Source organism: Streptomyces phyllanthi (assembly GCF_009377205.1).
In the GTDB taxonomy this organism is placed as follows: Bacteria; Actinomycetota; Actinomycetes; order Streptomycetales; family Streptomycetaceae; genus Streptomyces; species Streptomyces phyllanthi.
In genome coordinates this window covers 1-16,694 of sequence record NZ_VJZE01000170.1, presented here as the reverse complement: position 1 = coordinate 16,694, position 16,694 = coordinate 1, and the positions used below count along the sequence as shown (strand labels likewise).

The following is a 16,694-nucleotide window of genomic DNA, read 5'->3' as shown; positions in this document are numbered from 1 at the left end:
GAGCAGGGCGCGGGGGTGCGGGGCCGGTGCGAGACGGGCGATGACACGCAGTCGGGTACCCCGGGCGGCCGCGAGGAGCCGGAGGTTGTCGCGGTAGGGCAGTGCCGGGTGGTCGTGGGCGGCGGCCAGACGGAGCGTCAGGCCGCCGCAGTCGGCGAGCAGACAGTCGCCCGCCGCCTCGCGGACCGTGCCGATGAGGGCGACATCGAGGAAGAGCAGGCCGTGGCCGCCGGCCAGGGCCCCGGGGATCTGTTCGGCGGCGGGCACGGACCAGAGACGGTCGAGAGGGACCTCATGCCAGGCGGCGCCGGACGCCCGTACCGCTCGTACGCCCGCACCCGCGCCCAGCCGGCCCGTCGGGGAGACGGTGGCGCCGGACACGGCGAGCCCCGCTCGTGACAGCTCACGGTGGGTCAGCGCGGTGTCGCCGATCCGTACGGTGCGGTCGGCCGTACCCACGGCGCGGCCGGAGCCGCCGGGGGCGACGTCGGAGACCGTGTAGAGGCGGCCTTCGGCGTCGGCCGTCCAGGTGACGGTGCCCGCGTATCCGGTCGCCGTGAGAACGGGCTCGGAGAACAGCCCGTACAGGCGCAGGGCACCGTCGGGGGTGTACGGCTGCCGGACGGTGCCGCGCAGCGCGGTGAGTTCCGGGCCGGTGGCGTACCCGAGGCGGTGGGTCACGGCCAGGACTTCGCGGAGCGCGGCCACGAGGTCGGTCAGCCGGTACGCCGGGTCGGCGGCGCGGGCCGCGCGCAGCGCCGTGACCACGGAGACCGCGGAGGCTGCCGCCCGGGGGAGTCCCGCGAGCCGGGCGGTGTGCGCGGCGCGCAGCAGTTCCGCCTGGAGTACCGCTCCGGCGCCGTCCGTGCCGACGTCGAGTACGGCGGCCGCGGCGTCCTGAACGGTTCGCGCGGCGGTGTGCTGCCGGGCAGTGGCCGTTTCCGGCTCCGGTGCCGGCTCTGGCTCCGGTACCGATGCCGCCTCCCCCTCAGCCTCCGGCACGGAATCGGGCTTCGACTCCGACGCCGCCTCCGTGGGAAGGACGGCCTCGGCCGTCGGCGTGGCATCGGCCACCGGGGCCGCGGACGCCGCCGCGGCGCGGTGCAGGCAGTCAGGGGCGAGCAGGCAGCCGCAGCGGATCGCGTCGGCGCTGGTCACGACGCCACCGGGGGCGTGCAGCACCAGGTCGGTGTCGTCGTCGACGGCGATGCGTACGGTGTCGCCGTCGACGACGGACGGCCGGTCCGCCAGCTTGGCGATGCCCGCGTCCAGCCGCTTCTGGAGCCGGGGCGTCAGCGCCGCGACGAGTTCGGCGGTCACGGAGGGGGCGACCGGAGGTAGGTCCGGGCTCATGCGATCTTCTCCCCTACCCAGCGGGCGAGTTCGAGCGGGCTGAGGGCGGCGACGGGCATGCCCGCGGCGACGAGCTGTCCCGCGACGCCGGTGGAATAGCGGGGGCGGCCCGCGTCATCGAGGCTCGCACAGCCGAGAACGTGACAGCCGGCCCCGACCAGGGCGCGGACCTCGGCGAGCAGCCCGCCGAGCGGGTAGCCCTCCTCGAAGTCGCTGACGACCACGACCAGAGTGCGGGACGGAACGGTGACCAGCTCGCGGGCGTGACGCAGCCCCGCGGCGATATGGGTGCCGCCGCCCACGCTGACCTCCAGCAACAGGGACAACGGGTCGTCGACATGGCCGGTGAGGTCGATGACCTTCGTGGAGAAGGCCAGGAAGTGCGTGGACAGGGTCGGCACACCGGCCAGCACCGAGGCCGTGAGGGCGGCCCAGACCGTGGACGCCTCCATGGACCCCGACACGTCGGTGACCAGGATCAGCCGCCACTCGGCGGCACGCTTGGCGCGCGTACGGAAGACGGGGTGCTCCGGGATCACCTGGACGGTGCCGTCCGGGCCGCGCCGCGCGGTCGCGAGGTTGGCCCGCAGCGTACGGGGCAGGTCGAGGCCGCCGCCCGGGCGCCGGCTGGGGCGCGGCAGGGCCGTACCGTGCAGCGCGGGTCGCAGCCGTGTGGCCAGCTGCCGGGTCAGTGCCTCGACCAGGCGCCGGACGAGCGGACGCAGCGCGGCCAGCCGGGCCTCGGGCAGTCCGCCCGCGTGCCGGAGCACGGTGCGCAGCAGGTCGACGGAGGGCCGTACGCTGTCCGGATCGAGAGCCGCGAGCACGTCCTGGCGGCCCGACGCGGCGGCCGCCGCCAGCACCTCCTCCCGGATGCCCGGCCCGAACAGGGCAGCCAGTTCCTCGGACCATTCCCGCACGCCGGGGTACGGCGTCTCCCGGCCGCCCCGGGATCCGCGGCCCCGGTCCGTCATGTCGCCTCTGCTGCCCTCGCCGCGTCCGTTGCCGTACAACTCGTCCAGCGCGGTGGCCAGGCCGCGCGCGGCCTGGGGCAGTCCGTCCGTACGGCGGCCCAGCACGAGCCGCCAGCGGTCGGCGGGGGCGAGCACGCGGTCGGCGGCGGCGGCCGGGATGGGGGTGGTGGTCGCGGGGACGGTACTCAAGGGAACGGCTGCTGTGGGGGCGTTGTCCTCGTGGGTGCGAGGTGCGGGAAGCAGCCCGAGCGCGCTGAGGGTGGTGCGGGCTGTCAGGTCGGCCCGGGTCCAGGTGGCGAGAGCGGCGGGGTCGACACCACCGGTGTCGGCCAGCCGGGTGGTGGCGAGCCGTTCCTCGACGGCGGCGAGGAAGCGGTCCCGGGCCGCCGGGCTGAGGGTGTCGAAGCCTCCCCGCAGCGCGGGAAGCCGGTCCAGGAAGGCATGGTCGGGCATGTCCGCCACGCGGTTGAGCAGGGGCTCCAGCGCGTGGGACGACGCCTCGAGGAGCGGGCCCGCGGCCGTCAGCAGTCCGGTGAGCCGGGCGGTGAGGGCGGACCGGGAATCCGGGTCGCAGGCCGCGTCCACCCAGGAGGCGACACGGCTGCCGAGAACCCTGGGGTCCTCGTGTCCGAGCAGGACCCGGACGGCCCCGGCGGCTCCGCGCATCAGCGGGGAACCGTCGGCGGCCAGGCGGGCGAGCGCGTCGGTCAGCCGGATGCCGCCCAGGAGGTCCGCGCGGTGGGCGAGTTCGAGCAGGGCGTGGGCGTCGGCCGGGTCCTCCGAGCCGGTGAGACCGTCCACCTGCCGCACCGCCGCGGAGGTGAGCGACTCGGCCACGGCGGCTGCCCTGGCCGTGCGGTCCCCGGGGTCCGATCCGTCCGAGGGGTCCCCGGGGACCGAGCCGTCCGTGTGTTTCGTGTGGTCCCCGTCGGTACCGAGCCCGGCGATGTGGCCGGCCCGGAGCCGGTCCAACAGCGCCAGACCGGCGAGGAGTTCGGGCAGGGTGGCGGACTGGGGCAGTACGTCGGCGGCGTCGGCGAGCCGTTCGTCCGTGAGTACGGGAAGGCCGCACTCCGCCGCCTGCTCAAGGCCCGCCAGGACCTGCGCGGCCGTGGGCCCGCCCTCGTGCCGCTCCGTGCGCCGCCGCTCACGCAGCACGCCTTCGGTGGCCTGGGCCGGGGTCACACCGCGGACGCCGGCCGCGGTCAGCATGGCTGCCGTGGCGGGTGTCCAGCACACCTCCCAGCGCGAGGTGAGGGCATCGGCACCGCCCGCGCCGACGACGTCCTTGGCCTCCGCGTACGGCACGCCGCACACCGTCAGCCGGCGCAGCAGCACCTCACGGCGGCGGTCCAGGCCGGAGCGCAGCGGGTCCAGACGCAGATCCCTGGCGGTGCCGGGACCGGCGCTCGGGCCGGGCAGCCCCAGCGCCTCCAGTTCCGCCTCGACCGCCGGGGCGAGGCCGCTGCGGGGTGCGCCCGGTGCGGGGTGGCCGCCGCGCGTCCCGACGAGTACCCGCTCCATGGCTCGCGCCACGGCCCGTCCGCGCCCGTACGGCTCGCCCTGTGCGAGCACCGTCTGCACCGCCTCGACCAGCTCGCCGCGGCCCGCCGCGGGCAGTCCGCGCAGCCGAGCGAGGTCTCCGGCGAGCCGGCTGATCTCGCGGGCGTCGGCGGGCCCCGACGGATGGCCGAGAGCGCGCAGTTCTCCGCACACGCGTACGGCCGCCCGCGTCAGCGCCTCCTCCAGCGCGGCCGGATCGCCCGCCGCTCGAAGGACCATGTGCTGCCACTCCGGGTCCCGGATGCCCGCCGGGTAGCCGGAGCGCTCGTCCAGCAGCGCGTAGGTGTAGGGGATGAGCGATGTCGTCCACGCGGGACGGTCCGCGTCCTTGCGGGCGGATGCGGATGCGGATGCGGGAGCGGGCACGGCCGGAGCCGGAGTGGACCCGGGTTGTGCCCCTTCGCCCGGCGACGCCAACGCCGGGGCGTGGAAGGCCCCGACGACCATGGCGGCCCGCTCGCCGTTCGCGGTCGCCGCGGCCAGGCACGAGCGCATCCACTCCTCACGCCGCAGGTCCAGCTCGGGAACGCCCCCCGAGACGGCCGCGTCCTCCCGCAGCGCCCACCCGGTGAGCAGGGCTGCCCGGCGCAGGGCCTCGGGTGGGGAGCCCGGGGCGGTGGCCTCGACGAGGCGGTCCCAGAGATCGTCGCCGGGACGCCCCGTGAGCCGGGCCCGCACAGCGGTGACGAGACCGGGGCCGCCGAGGCCGCCGGCGCCGTGTGCCGGCCTGGCGTCCGCGAGACTGCCGTCGCCGGATGCCGGCGCGGTCTTCCCGAGGCTGCCGTCGCCGGATGCCGGCGCGGTCTTCCCGAAGCTGTCACCCTCGGACGCCGGTGAGTCGTCCGCGAGCCCCCCGTCGCCGGAAGCCCGCGGAGCCACCGCGGGGTCCGGACCCTCGGGCGCCCGGGCAGGAGCGTGCCGGTCCTCGGTCCACGCCCGGTGCGCGAGCGGCAGGTCGCAGGCGACGACCGGTACGCCGTGCCGGGCCGCCCAGCGCACGGCGGCGAGTTCCGGTGAGAAGTCGGCGAAGGGGTAGAAGGCCGGGCCGCCGCCCCCGTCGCGGGGGGCGGCGGCGAGGGCGACAGGCGCCCGGGTCTCCTCGTGGCCGAGCCAGGGCAGCCATTCCTGCAGCTCGGCGGGGAGCTCCACGAGCAGCACGTCCGGCGCGGCCCCGTCCAGCAGCGCGGGCACGACCGCGGCCAGGGAGGGCGCGTGGTGCCGTACGCCGATGAGGTACGGGGCCGCCGGGTCGGTGAGGGCCGCGACGGCTTCGTCGGGGGAGAGGGGCACGGCCGTCAGTCCTCCAGGACGGTGCGCAGGTCCCACAGGGTGCGCCAGGTCGAGGAGCCCTGTTCGGCACGGCGCCGCACGGGGCCGTCCCAGTAGCCGCGCAGCCGGGCCGCGTCGGCGGGGTCGTCCTTGCGGACCACCCCGAGCAGATGTCCCGGGAGCAGCCCCAGCACATCGCGGTCCCCCGGGAAGTAGGCAGCGGCCAGCCCCAGCGCGCCCGCGACGGCCACGGCCTCGGCGGTGCTCATCACCGTGGAGGGCCGCTCTATCTCCCAGCCCTCCGCGGACCGGCCCTCCCGCAGATCACGGAAGGCGGTGACGAGCGCCTCCAGTACGGCGTCGTCGACCCGGAAGGCCGCCCCCGCCCGCTCGACGGCGGCCCGTGCCTGGCCGCGGACCAGGGCGGTCTCGGCGTCGAGATCCGAGATGGGGCCGACCGTCTCGAAGTTGAAGCGGCGCTTGAGCGCGGCGGACATCTCGGAGACGCCCTTGTCACGCAGGTTGGCGGTGGCGATGAGGTTGAAACCGGGCGCGGCGTGCGCGAGGGCGTCGTCGGTACCCGTCAGCTCGGGGACGGCGATGCGCCGCTCGGAGAGCAGGGAGACCAGGGAGTCCTGCACCTCGGGCAGACAGCGGGTGACCTCCTCGACCCGGGCGATGGCGCCCCGCGTCATGGCGGCCAGCACGGGCGAGGGCACGAGCGCCTGCCGGCTGGGCCCCTGGGCCAGCAGCAGGGCGTAGTTCCAGCCGTACTTGAGCTGGTCCTCGGTCGTGCCTGCCGTTCCCTGGACGACGAGCCCGCTGGTGCCGCACACGGCCGCGGACAACAACTCGGAGAGCATGGACTTGGCGGTACCGGGCTCGCCGACGAGCAGCAGGCCGCGCTCGCCGGCCAGCGTGACGACGCACCGCTCGACGAGGGCACGGTCGCCGACGAACTTGCCCTCCACCACGAGGCGCCGCGGCACACCGTCGGGCACCTCGGCGCCGTCGGGCAGCCGCAGGGCCTGGCCGTCGCTGCCCATCACGAACGTGACGACGGCGCGGGGGGTGAGCAGCCAGGCGGGCGGGCGCGGCCCGTCGTCGTACGCGGAGAGAAAGGCCAGCTCGGTGGCGTGGCGGTCCTCGGGCGGGACGATCTGGCGGGTCGTGTCGGGGGCGAGAGTGGTGGTCATCTGCGCGGGCTCTTCCCAGTGGTGCGGGTGACGGTGGTCGAGGGGGCGCACTTCGGCGCGCGACGGCTGACGGTCATCGGCGGCGGCCCTTCCGGGTGGCGCGGGTGGTGAGTTCCTCGTAGGCGGGCGCGTCGCCGGCCCGGACGCGGTCCCAGGCTCGCGTGAACAGCTCGGACACCGGGAGCAGCGGCACGGCGCGCGCGTGGCTGCGGACCGTGTAGAGGCCTTCCTTCCACGTCTCCACTGGCAGTGCGGGGGACTTGAGGTCGAGCCAGCCGCAGGGCAGGAACAGGGTGCGTCCGGCCCGCAGCCGCTTCGCCTCCACCACCAGGTCGGTCGCGGCCAGCTCGGTGCGGGCCTTCTTCAGGCGGGCGGGCTTCCAGCCGGTCCAGCGGGCGCAGTTGCGGTCCGTCGGGTCGGGAAGGGCCAGCAGCTGCAGGTAGAGCGCCGCCGCGTCCTCGCTCAGACCGTGGGCCGCCGCCACCTCGGCGACCAGCGCGGGAACGCTGACCGTGGGGTCCTGGGCATGGCCAAAGGGCCCGTCGGGGGCGGTCCCGGCCGAGAGGGCACGGGCCAGGCCGTCGTCGAGAATCGTCCGCAGCGTCTGCATACCGGTGCCGCGGGCGGCGCCGACGAGCCCCTCGACCAGCCCGAACACGGTGTCGTCGGGGCCCGAGAGACCGGCCGGGCGCACCAGCACGGCCTCGTTGTCCCCGTGCCAGGGGCGAAGCACCAGTGCGTCACCCACGCGGGTGAGCCCGTCGGCGTCGGCTCCTCCGGTGGAGGGAAGCCCGTACGCCTTGCGGAGCTCGGCGGCGGTCGGCTCGCTCTTCTCCGTCCACTCGATGCCGAGGGTGAGGAGCAGCCCCGGGTCGGTGAGCCGGCGGCGCAGGGCGGCGAGACCGTCCGGCAGCGCGGCACGCAGCGCGTGCCCGAGGGGCAGGGCGTACGCCAGCGCGGCCAGCGCGGCCACGGCACCCGCCAGGTCGTACCGTCCGGGAACCGCCGCGACGTCCGCCGCGACCAGGTCGCCGTCCTTGTCGAGCTTCTGGACCGTGGTACGGCTGAGCCAGGGGGCACGGCCCGGGTTGAGCACGGCCTCCGCGGAGGTGGCCTGCACACCGGCGAGATCGGCGGCGAGGTCCTCGGGCAGACGGACGAACGAGCTGAGGCGCTCGGCCCACACGCGGCCCGCGGCATCCGTGTCCGGTCCGGTCGTCCACAGGTCGGCGGGGTCCTCGGGCAGCAGCGCGCCGATGAGCGCAGCCCGGTCCTCGGAGCCGATCGAGGCCAGCAGCCCGTCACCGACGTCCTTCTGACGAGACTTCAGCCCCATCGCGGCGAGTCCCTCCGCGCCGGGCTGCTGCGGCCGGCCCGCGAGCAGCAGGGTGGCCTGGAGCGGGCCGAGTCCTCCGCGTGTCGTGGCGGCGAGCCGGTCGGGTGCCTCGGCCATCCAGGAGGAGGCGCCCTTGTCGCGCACCAGCCGGGTGACGGCGGCGAGCCGGTCGGCGGGGAACGCGGGCGTGCGGTCCTTCTCCCCCTCCAGGGCGAAGTGGGCGATCGCGCCGAACGCACCGGAGGGGTCGTGGTCGAGGGCGAGCCAGTCGACGCGGTTGTGCGCGGTGTCGACGCGCTGGCAGCCCAGGACGACCACGGTGCGGCCCTCCCGGCGCAGCACCTGCCCGGCACGCTGCTGCTTGTCGTGCGGCTCGCTCAGCACGATCTCGCGCAGCCCGCCCCCGGGGACGGCGAGCGGTCCTTCGGCGATCGCCTCGAACAGCAGGAGCAGCGCCTCGCGTTCGGCGTCGGGCAGCACCGGTGAGGTGGCGCGGTAGGCGAGTGGCCGCAGCAGGCCCAGTACGGACGGCCACAGCAGGCCGACAGGGGGGATCGTGTGCTCGTCGCTGCTCCAGCCGTCGCCGAGGGCGGCGAGGCGTGAACGGCCGGGCAGCGGCTTGCCGTCCGCGGACTTCCCGGACAGCACGTGGTTCACGGAACGGATCTGGCGGAGCGCGCTCCACTGCTGTCCGCCGCCCCACCAGCCGTACTGGTCGGCGAGGCCCGCGGTGGCCGAGCGCAGCGTGTGGTCGTCGCCGTGCTCGGGGCTGTAGTCGGCGAACATGTCGGTGTTCTGACGACGGGACGGCTGAGTCTGCGCGGTGGGCGGGGCCGCGAAAGAGGCGGCCGACTCGGCGAGGCGGAGCGCCGCGCCGACCAGGGAGGTGACGCCGATGAGCAGGCGCTCGTCGGTGAGCCCGGGAAGGGACCGGGACACGGCGAGCCGGGCGACCTCGTCCGCGGACGGTCCGGTGGGGTCGCCCTTGGCGGCCGGATCGCCGTCGTCGCGGTTCTTCAGCACCTTCGCCAGCCGCTCGGCCAGGGCCACGGCGGTGGCGCGCAGGACCCCCACCACCTGTTCGTCGGTCAGTGCGCGCAGCACGGCCGACGCCCGCTCGTCGCGGGGGCGCAGGGCGTGCCAGAACGCGACCGGCGGCACGAGCCGCGTACCGGCGGCGAACTCCCCGCCCCGCTCGCCCGGTGTCACATGGCCGAGCTGCCCGTTGCCGGAGGTGTCGTCAGCCGTGAACAGGGCGATCTGCTGGTTGACACGGGCCGCGACGGGCTCGGCGCCTTCGGGCAGCCGCAGCGCGCCGAGCGGAACCGGGCGCGTCCGGCCCCGGACGGCGGGCAGGCTGACGATCCGGCCGTCCGGTGTCCCGGTGGTCGTCCGTGTCTCGTCTCCCTCTCCCTCCGAGCGCACCCAGTGGCCGAGGACGGTGCCGTCCGTGCCGAAGGGGCTGTGCTCGAGGCCGGGCTGAAGGGGCAGGACCTCGCAGTGGTTCTGCAGGAGTGTCGCGTCCTCGCGGATACCGGACCGCAGGAAGGCGGGCAACGACGCGCGCCCGTGCGTCCCGCTGTCCGGGTCGTACTCGAGCCACACCTGCCGGCGGCCCTGCCTGCCCTGACGCCAGTACGCGGTGCCGTCTCCCAGGACGGGGCGGTCGGGCGGCAGGACGGTGTCCCCGGCGTGCAGGGTGCGGCCGCCGCTGGTACGGCCCCCGCCGGGCAGCGGGATCGAGGGCGTGCCGGCGCTGTTGCCGCCGTACCAGTGGGGGATCTGCTCGCCGCCGAGGGGGAACACCTCGGACGGCCGGGCGGACCAGTAGCCGAACTGCTTGCCGCCCTGCCGCCAGATCACCAGCAGTTCCCCGTCGGTGTAGCGGAACTGCGGACGCTGCCACTGGTCCAGCTTGTCGGGGATCCGCAGGTCGTGCTCGAGGAGGATCTTGTCCGGGCCGACGACGACCGCCTTGTGCCGCCGGGCGACGATGAGCGCGGGCCAGGCCTCGTTGAGGATCAGGGTGTCGTTGTGGTCCTTCCTGGTCTCGGCGTCGAGCAGCCGCAACGCGTCGTCGAGGGCGGGCCAGCCGAGCTCGTCCAGGATGCCGGCGCGCAGCGTGCGGCCGAGCAGTGGGGCGATCTCGTGCTCGAGGACACGGGCGGCCGCGCCGGGGCTGACCCGGGCGGCGACCGGGCGGAAGGGACGCAGCCGTTCGAGTGCCGCGGTGGCCCCCGGCAGGCCCAGAGCGCCGGTGAACTCCCCGGCCGCGTCGTCCAGCCACTCGCGGAGCACGTCGCGGAGCACGGGGTGGTCGGCGAGTCCTTCCAGCACCTTGGCCAGGTTGCGGTCACGGGCCAGGCCACCGATGGCCTTGTGCAGCAGGGGACGCAGCCGCGGGTCCGCCGCGGTGGCGGTCAGGTCGCGCCGCCCGGGACGGGAGTCGTTCAGCCACCGGTCGAGGTTCAGATACACGTCGGTGTCGGCGTCGGGCGTCGTGAGGGGGACTCCCGCCGCCACGCACAGGTCCAGCAAATCCAGATCGGCGCCCGCGTACCAGCGGCCTGTGAACAGGTCGACGGCCCGGCCGTCGGCGCGCAGCCGTGGTCCCATCCGCTCGACGAGGGCGAGGGTGACGGGGGAGCGGCCCGAGACCGCGGCGCCGTGCTTGCGATGTGCGGCCCAGCGGGTGAGCCAGTCCGCCGCGTCGATGTGAGCAGCCGTCCCACCGGCCTCATCACCGGCCACAGGTGCCTCATCGGCCTCACCGGTCAGCAGGCGGTCGGCGCCGGTCTCGGCCAGCAGCGCCAGCCAGAACTCGTCGTCCTCGGTCTTGCGGCCCAGCCCGGCCGGCATGATCTCCAGCAGCCGCGCCCGCACGGCCGGTTGCCGTTCGGCGAGGACCGGGAGGGTGGCCCGGTAGGCCGTCCAGAACGAGGCGGGAGCCCGCACGGCGGCCGGCGAGGCGAGCAGGTCGGCGAGGAGTGCGCACTCCTCGGTGACCCGGGGCGCACCGGCGGCCTTGATCAGGACGCGGGCGTCCTGCGGCAGCGACGCGTACGGCGGCATACCGGCCGCGCAGCGCTCCACGGTCAGCTGCCGGAACTGCGCCCACGCTTCGGCGGGGTCGAGCCGGCGGGCCAGGTCCTTCACATGCTCCTTGAGCGCCTTGACCGTCAGCGCTCCGGCGAAGGCGAACTCCAGGAACACGGCGCGCTGCCGGTCCTCGTCGACGGCGAGCGCGTGCACCCGCTCGGCTTCGCGGGCCTTGCCGAAGAAGGCGGCGGCATAGGTCGTGTTCTCGTGCTGGAGGAAGACACGGGCCGCCTGCTCGTAGAAAGTGGGCAGGAAGTGCGGCACGGCCCGGCCGAGCCTGTTGCCGAGCGCCTCGAAGCCGTCCTTGGCCGTGCCGGGGCGGGACTTGGCCTGGCGGGAGAGTCTCTCGACGTCCTTGACCAGGGCCAGCGCGTGATGACCGTTGGCCGGATCGTGGACCAGGGCCCAGGCGGGGAAGCCGAGGGTCTCCCGGCGCACCTGCCCGACCTCGGGGGTCTCCGGCTCCCGGGCCAGGCCGAGGAACTCCAGGGCGAGGTCCTCCGCCTCGCCGAGGGTGCCCGGCACGAGTCGTACGACGGGCCGGTCGTCCAGGGCGGGGTGTGTGTAGGTGCGTACGGTGAGGGCGTCGGCGTCCTCGCGCGTGGTGGTGCCGGTGGGCAGGACGGCGCCCGCTTCGAGCAGCGCGGCCGCGGTGGTGTCGTCGTACGTGGTCATGCCGCCTGCTCCTCGTCCTCGATGTTGCGTCCGGCGTAGAGCGCGGACGCCATGCGCATGCCCTCCGACCAGGCAACGGGCCCGACCTGACCGAGCCTCAGCACGCGGCCGCCCGCGTCGGTCCACATCAGGGGACCGGTCTCGGTCTCCTCGTAGCTGTCGTAGTCGCCGATCCAGACCCGGGCCTCGATGCCGCGGCCGTCCTCCCGCACCGAGCAGACCGCGTGTCCTCCGCGCACGCGGTAGCCCAGCTGGGTCGCCCTGCCGTGCAGGAAGCGCAGCTCCTTGAACGCTCCGCCCGCGTACTCCTCGACGGACGTGCCCTCGGCGTCGAGTCCTGCGGGGCGGTGCCACACCTCGCGGAAGAGCTGCTGGGCCCGCTGCTCGACGCCGAGTTCGACGGCGAACTCCCGCAGCTCCTCCAGGTCGTCGAGGAGCACCGGGTGCGGAAGGCGGACGAGGTCGGGGGCGATGCGTACGGTGTCCCCGTCGAGGTCGACGAGACCGAGCCCGCGCTCGAGGTCGGCGTCCCGGAGGAATCCCGCGACCGCGCCGTCGGGGCCGGTGACGACGAGATCGCGCAGAGCGGCCTGCCAGGCGGGATCCGGCCACACCCGGGTGAGGACGGCGAGGGGCACCGGAAGCGAGCGCACCATCCACCGCTCCACGTCGGCCAGGCACTGGCCCTCGTGCCGGTCCAGCCACTCGGCGAGCTGCCGCAGCCCCACCACCGCCGGATCGTCGGCGAGCTTGGCCGGCACGGACTTCAGCCGCCGCCCCGCCGCGTTGCGGCAGACCACTTTTCCGTCGTCGAAGGCGACTTCGTAGTCGCCCGCCTTCACCCACCCCATAGGTGTCTCCCCACACAAGCTGTGATCAAGTGACGGGAACTCTAGGGCAGGGCACTGACAACGCGGATGCCGGTGTGCCGGTGAACGCCGAGGGCCGCGCGGCAGCCGTCAGGCTCCCGCGCGGCCCTGGTGGGCGGACCGGTGGCTCAGGAGGACTGAGCCGTCTGGTACAGGTTCTGCGCGTCCGCTCCGAAGTAGGGGCCGTACATGGCCGTCGGCAGGAAGTTGTACTTGAAGCTGTTCACCGAGGACTGCAGCCCGGTGCCGGTGGACTCGTTGAACTGGGTGAACCAGGGCCCTCCGCTGGAGCCGCCGGTCATGTCGCAGGTCAGGCCGTGGTCGTTGGACAGCAGGAAGTCCCGGTAGGTGGTGCCGCTGCAGTAGATGAACTTCTCACCGTCGTACGGTGCCGCGGCGGGGAAGCCGAAGGCGTACATGGCCTTGTTGTAGCCGGTGTTGAAGGCCAGGCCCTGGCCGCCGACGACATCGGTCAGACGTTTGCCGTCGAGCGGGGCGACCACGGCCGCGCCGACGTCGTAGTTGATGTCCTCACTGGCCGTCCACTGCGGTGTGGACAGGGTCTTGGACGCCGCCCACTTGCCGTACGGAGCCTGCCCGTCGTGGTAGCCCGGGACGAACACCCAGTCGGTGTGCCAGGACCCCTCGAGCTTCACACAGTGGCCGGCGGTGATCACCGTGCTCTTGTTGGCGCTGGTGACGGCGTTGCCGGAGCAGGAGGCGGTGCGGCCCTGGTAGGTGAAGAACACCCGCCCGGCGGTCTGCACCACGGCCCCGCCCCCGGTCCAGGGGCCGCCGCCGTGGGGAATCGCCAGGGCACCGACGTCGGAGGCCGGCGCGCTGGGCGCGACGAGGGTCTTCTCGCCCTTGCGGACGGCCGGTGCCCTGACGTCGGAGCGGTCGACGGAGAGCACGTCGAGCGGAGTGGCCTGACGCATCCGCTCAGGGGTCCAGAAGCCACGGGCGCGCTCCTGGGCCGAGAGCGTCACCGCTCCCGGTTCCGGGACGGCGGCGCTCGCCGGTGCGACGACGACACCGGCGCCCAGCAGCGCGGTCACGCCCGTCAGAGCGCCGAGAACGGTGCGGCGCACGCGTGTGCCGCGTATGCCGCCGGATGTGCGAAGCCTGCGGAGGCTGCCTTTCACGCGGTCTCCTTCTGCGGTGGGGGCCGGGCGGTGGGGACCAAACGCCCGGGCAGACAGGGGTGTTACTGCGCGCAGTCAGGAAGGCAGCGTGCCATCCGGAGGCCGGTTTGGGCAGGTGCACGTCATGATGATGACCGAAAAGGCACACACTCTCTGCGCCGGGGACACGAGAGGCGGACGCAAGACGGACGTAAGACGTACGTAAGACGGATGAGGGGCACGGTCACCAGGGTCGGCTTCAGGGAGAGGAGACCTCCAGACCCCGAAGGCGTCCGATGTTGTCGAACGATCCGAATCCCACCCTGCCGGAGGTGAGCGTGGTGTCGACGGCGGTCATCAGCGGGCGCTTCGAGCCGTCGGCGTAGACCGCGATCTCGCCGGTGCTCGCGCAGCGCACCACCCGGACCTCGTGCCAGCCGGTGTCGGTGACGGCCGGCGGGGCGCCCGTCCTGCCGTTCCACTGGTCCTCGACCCGCACCCGGTCGGCGTCGTCGACGACGAAGATCCCGTTGTGCGGATAGACCGTGTTGTCCGAGGACAGATGGACGTAGGAGAACCTCGTGTCCGACTGGTACCCGAAGACGATGATCACATCCCGGTTGGTGATCTCGACAGGGGTGTCGAGGCGGACCTCGGCGTCGATCCGTACGTCGCCGTACTCCGGGCCCGCCGTCAGCACCGCGTACTCGAAGGGGCGGCGAGGGCCCGGGCGCTGGACTCCGGCCTCGGCGAGGACGGCCTCGCGGCCCGGGAAGCGCCACTTGGACGGGGTGACGGGGGCCCAGTTCCTGCCGTCCATGACATGGGTGAGCCGGGAGCCGCCGGTGTCGCAGGAGGCGAACTTCCGGGTGCCGGTGACCTTCCACACCTTCCCGTTGGCCTTCGACAGGAGATAGAGCTCGCCGTCCGCGTCGCGCCCGAAGTGCAGGTCCACCCGGGTGTTCCCGGCCAGGTCGCGCAGGGTGACGCGCTTGCCGCTCGCGTCGTACAGCATCAGATCGTACAACTGCGCCAACTCCTTGCCGCCGCGCCGCATGTCCTTGGTGTCGGCGAACAGCAGGCGTCCGTCGACGATGTCCCCGAAGACGTACTTGCCGCGCAGCGCGGGCAGGTCACGGCCGCGGTAGACGAAGCCGCCGACGACGGCGCGGCCCACGTCCGAGGTGCAGTTCCAGTCGGCGGGCGGGTCGTGGTCGTAGGCGGCGACGGGGTAGGTGTAGCCGAACTTCGCGTCGTCCTCGGGGAGCGGGAGGATCTGCTCGCAGGGGTTGGTGGCCGTCTTGTCGAAGACGAACGCGCCCTCGCGTTCGCTCCAGCCGAGGTTGTCGCCCGCCCGCACCTCGTAGACGGACTCGACGGCGTGCTGGCCGATATGGCCGAGGTACATGCGGTGGCTGCCGCCGGGATCCCAGCTGAAGCGGTGCGGATCGCGCATGCCGTACGCGTAGATCTCGCCGAGCGCGCCGGGCCTGCCCGTGAACGGGTTGCCCGCCGGGATCCCGTACCTGCCGTTGGCGCTGTCGCTGCCGCGCGGGTCGATGCGCAGGATCTTCCCGTGCGGCAGGGAGAGGTTCTGCGGCTCGGTGTTCCGTACGCCCTGGCCGCCGTCGCCGACGGCGAGGTAGAGCAGTCCGCGGTCGCGGTCATGGGGCCCGGCCGTCGGGTTGAAGTCGATCTGCTGGATGCCGTGGATCGTGCCCGCGAAGCCGATGCGCAGGATCTCCCGGCGGGTTCCGCTGAAGGTGTCGGCGGAGGGGTCGTCGGCGGTCCACTCTGTGACGATGCCGTGGTAGACGGTCGCCGCGGACTGCCGGAAGTCGGGAACGGCGGTGGTGGCGGAGGCCAGTTCGGTGTGCACGGTGTAGAAGCGGCCGTTGCGTTTGAAACCCGGGTCGAAGGTGACGAACCCGAAGCCCTGGCCGAGGCCGCGGCTGGCGAAGAACGCGGGGGAGAAGGCGGCGGCGACGTCCAGGTAGACCTGCGGGGTGCCGCCGTCCTCGACGAGGTAGAGCTTGCCGTTGAGGTCCGGGACGGCCTTCCGGCCGGAGCGGTCGGGCAGCTCACCGAGGTAGTTGATGCGGGCGTGCCGCCTCAGCCGCGGATCGGTGACCGGGCCGGGTGGCGGCTCGGTCTTCGGGAAGGAGGCGTACTCCTCGACGGTCAGTCCGATGCCAGAGGCGGCGGGCCGCTCGGGGATGGGATCGGTGACGGGGCCGGCGGCCGCGTGCGCCGTGCCGGGGCGGGCGACCAGGGCCGACAGCAACAACGCGAGGACGACGAGAGGGGCGGCCGGTAACAGGACTCTGGGCCTGGCGCCGGGAGATGCGGCCATGGATGTCACTCCTTTGTCGACATGGGTCGTCAGCGGGCGGTCACCAGCCGGTACTGGGCCCGTATCCGGTCGCCGCCCACCGCGCTGTCCAGAAACATCAGGCTGTCCATGCGGCAGTCGCAGGGATTGCGCTCGGCGGTGTTCTGCGGGAAGCTGCCGCCGATCTTGATGCCCCGGGGATCCGTGGGCGAGGCCCGGTGCGGGCCCGGCCCGGAGAGGTCCCAGGGATCGCCGGGAACGGTGTAGAAGCCGTCCAGCCGCCGCCCGTCGCGGTACAGCGCCATGGCTCCGGTGCCGAAGTCGAAGGTGGCGGCGAGGAACACCCATTCACCGACCGGCAGCAGGGACCGCCAGTCCCGTGAGGCCGCGAAGGTCTGCGAGCCCGCCCCGTCGAGGCGCCGGCCGAGAGCCACCAGCCGCAGTTCGCCGTCCACTTCGATGATCTCCAGCAGGCCCCGCACCGCGTGGCCGTCGGAGTCCCCCGACAGCACCCCGGCCAGACCGACGGCGCCGTAACGGTCGTCCGGGGCGGCCGTGTTGCTGTTGAGGCCCGGGTTGGGGCCGGTCATCTTGAACCAGCCCATGACGGTCATCCCCTCCACCGAGTTGAAGGCCCTGAGCGACGGAACACCGGACGGCCCGTGCACGCCCGCCTTCCAGTCGTCGTTGCCCTTCGTCTCCGGGTTCACCTGCCGCACCTGGAGCGAGGTCCGGCTGCCCCGGTGCGCCCCGTCCTCCGTCCGCATCCGTGCCCCGCCGCCCACGAGCCCGATGTCGGTACGCGAGAAGCCCAGGTCCCGCTCCCGCGCGGGGTCGCCGCGCACGGGGTGCTCGAAGTCGTAGTACGCCGCGAGGTGCTTTCGCAGGGAGGGGTGTACGGGGC

Annotated in this window: 8 protein-coding genes; all 8 read right to left on the bottom strand. The window is 74.0% G+C overall.

Annotation, left to right across the window (positions count from 1 at the left end):
• A partial coding sequence (locus FNH04_RS23125) for a hypothetical protein (protein ID WP_152787236.1) occupies positions 1 to 1,353 on the bottom strand: 1,353 nt, incomplete at its 3' end.
• Positions 1,350 to 5,180, bottom strand: coding sequence for a vWA domain-containing protein (locus FNH04_RS23120; protein WP_322723597.1), 3,831 nt, complete (start codon positions 5,178 to 5,180; stop codon positions 1,350 to 1,352). The genes FNH04_RS23120 and FNH04_RS23125, both read right to left, overlap by 4 nt.
• Before the next feature lie 5 nt (positions 5,181 to 5,185).
• Positions 5,186 to 6,355 carry an ATP-binding protein gene (locus FNH04_RS23115; RefSeq protein ID WP_152787232.1) on the bottom strand — a complete coding sequence of 390 codons (1,170 nt, stop codon included), beginning with the start codon at positions 6,353 to 6,355 and terminating at the stop codon, positions 5,186 to 5,188.
• 73 nt (positions 6,356 to 6,428) lie between these two features.
• Positions 6,429 to 11,465 (bottom strand): hypothetical protein, encoded by a 5,037-nt coding sequence (locus FNH04_RS23110; protein WP_152787230.1) that lies wholly within the window; start codon positions 11,463 to 11,465, stop codon positions 6,429 to 6,431.
• The gene (locus FNH04_RS23105; protein ID WP_152787228.1) at positions 11,462 to 12,316 is read right to left on the bottom strand and encodes a DUF4132 domain-containing protein; all 855 of its coding nucleotides are present in this window, start codon (positions 12,314 to 12,316) and stop codon (positions 11,462 to 11,464) included. The genes FNH04_RS23110 and FNH04_RS23105 overlap by 4 nt, the downstream gene beginning before the upstream one ends.
• 146 nt (positions 12,317 to 12,462) lie before the next feature.
• On the bottom strand, positions 12,463 to 13,479 hold the full coding sequence (locus FNH04_RS23100) for a trypsin-like serine peptidase (RefSeq protein WP_322723595.1): 1,017 nt from the start codon (positions 13,477 to 13,479) through the stop codon (positions 12,463 to 12,465).
• Between the two features lie 238 nt (positions 13,480 to 13,717).
• A complete protein-coding gene (locus FNH04_RS23095) occupies positions 13,718 to 15,811 on the bottom strand; it encodes a PQQ-dependent sugar dehydrogenase (protein ID WP_152787226.1) in 2,094 nt (697 codons plus the stop codon).
• A gap of 29 nt (positions 15,812 to 15,840) precedes the next feature.
• Positions 15,841 to 16,694: LamG domain-containing protein (locus tag FNH04_RS23090; protein ID WP_152787224.1), on the bottom strand; the 854-nt coding region annotated here is incomplete at its 5' end.

Coding starts and splice junctions, on each gene's coding strand:
- FNH04_RS23115 (WP_152787232.1), bottom strand. CDS start 6,355: ATGACCACCACTCTCGCCCCCGACACGACCCGCCAGATCGTCCCGCCC.
- FNH04_RS23110 (WP_152787230.1), bottom strand. CDS start 11,465: ATGACCACGTACGACGACACCACCGCGGCCGCGCTGCTCGAAGCGGGC.
- FNH04_RS23095 (WP_152787226.1), bottom strand. CDS start 15,811: ATGGCCGCATCTCCCGGCGCCAGGCCCAGAGTCCTGTTACCGGCCGCC.
- FNH04_RS23105 (WP_152787228.1), bottom strand. CDS start 12,316: ATGGGGTGGGTGAAGGCGGGCGACTACGAAGTCGCCTTCGACGACGGA.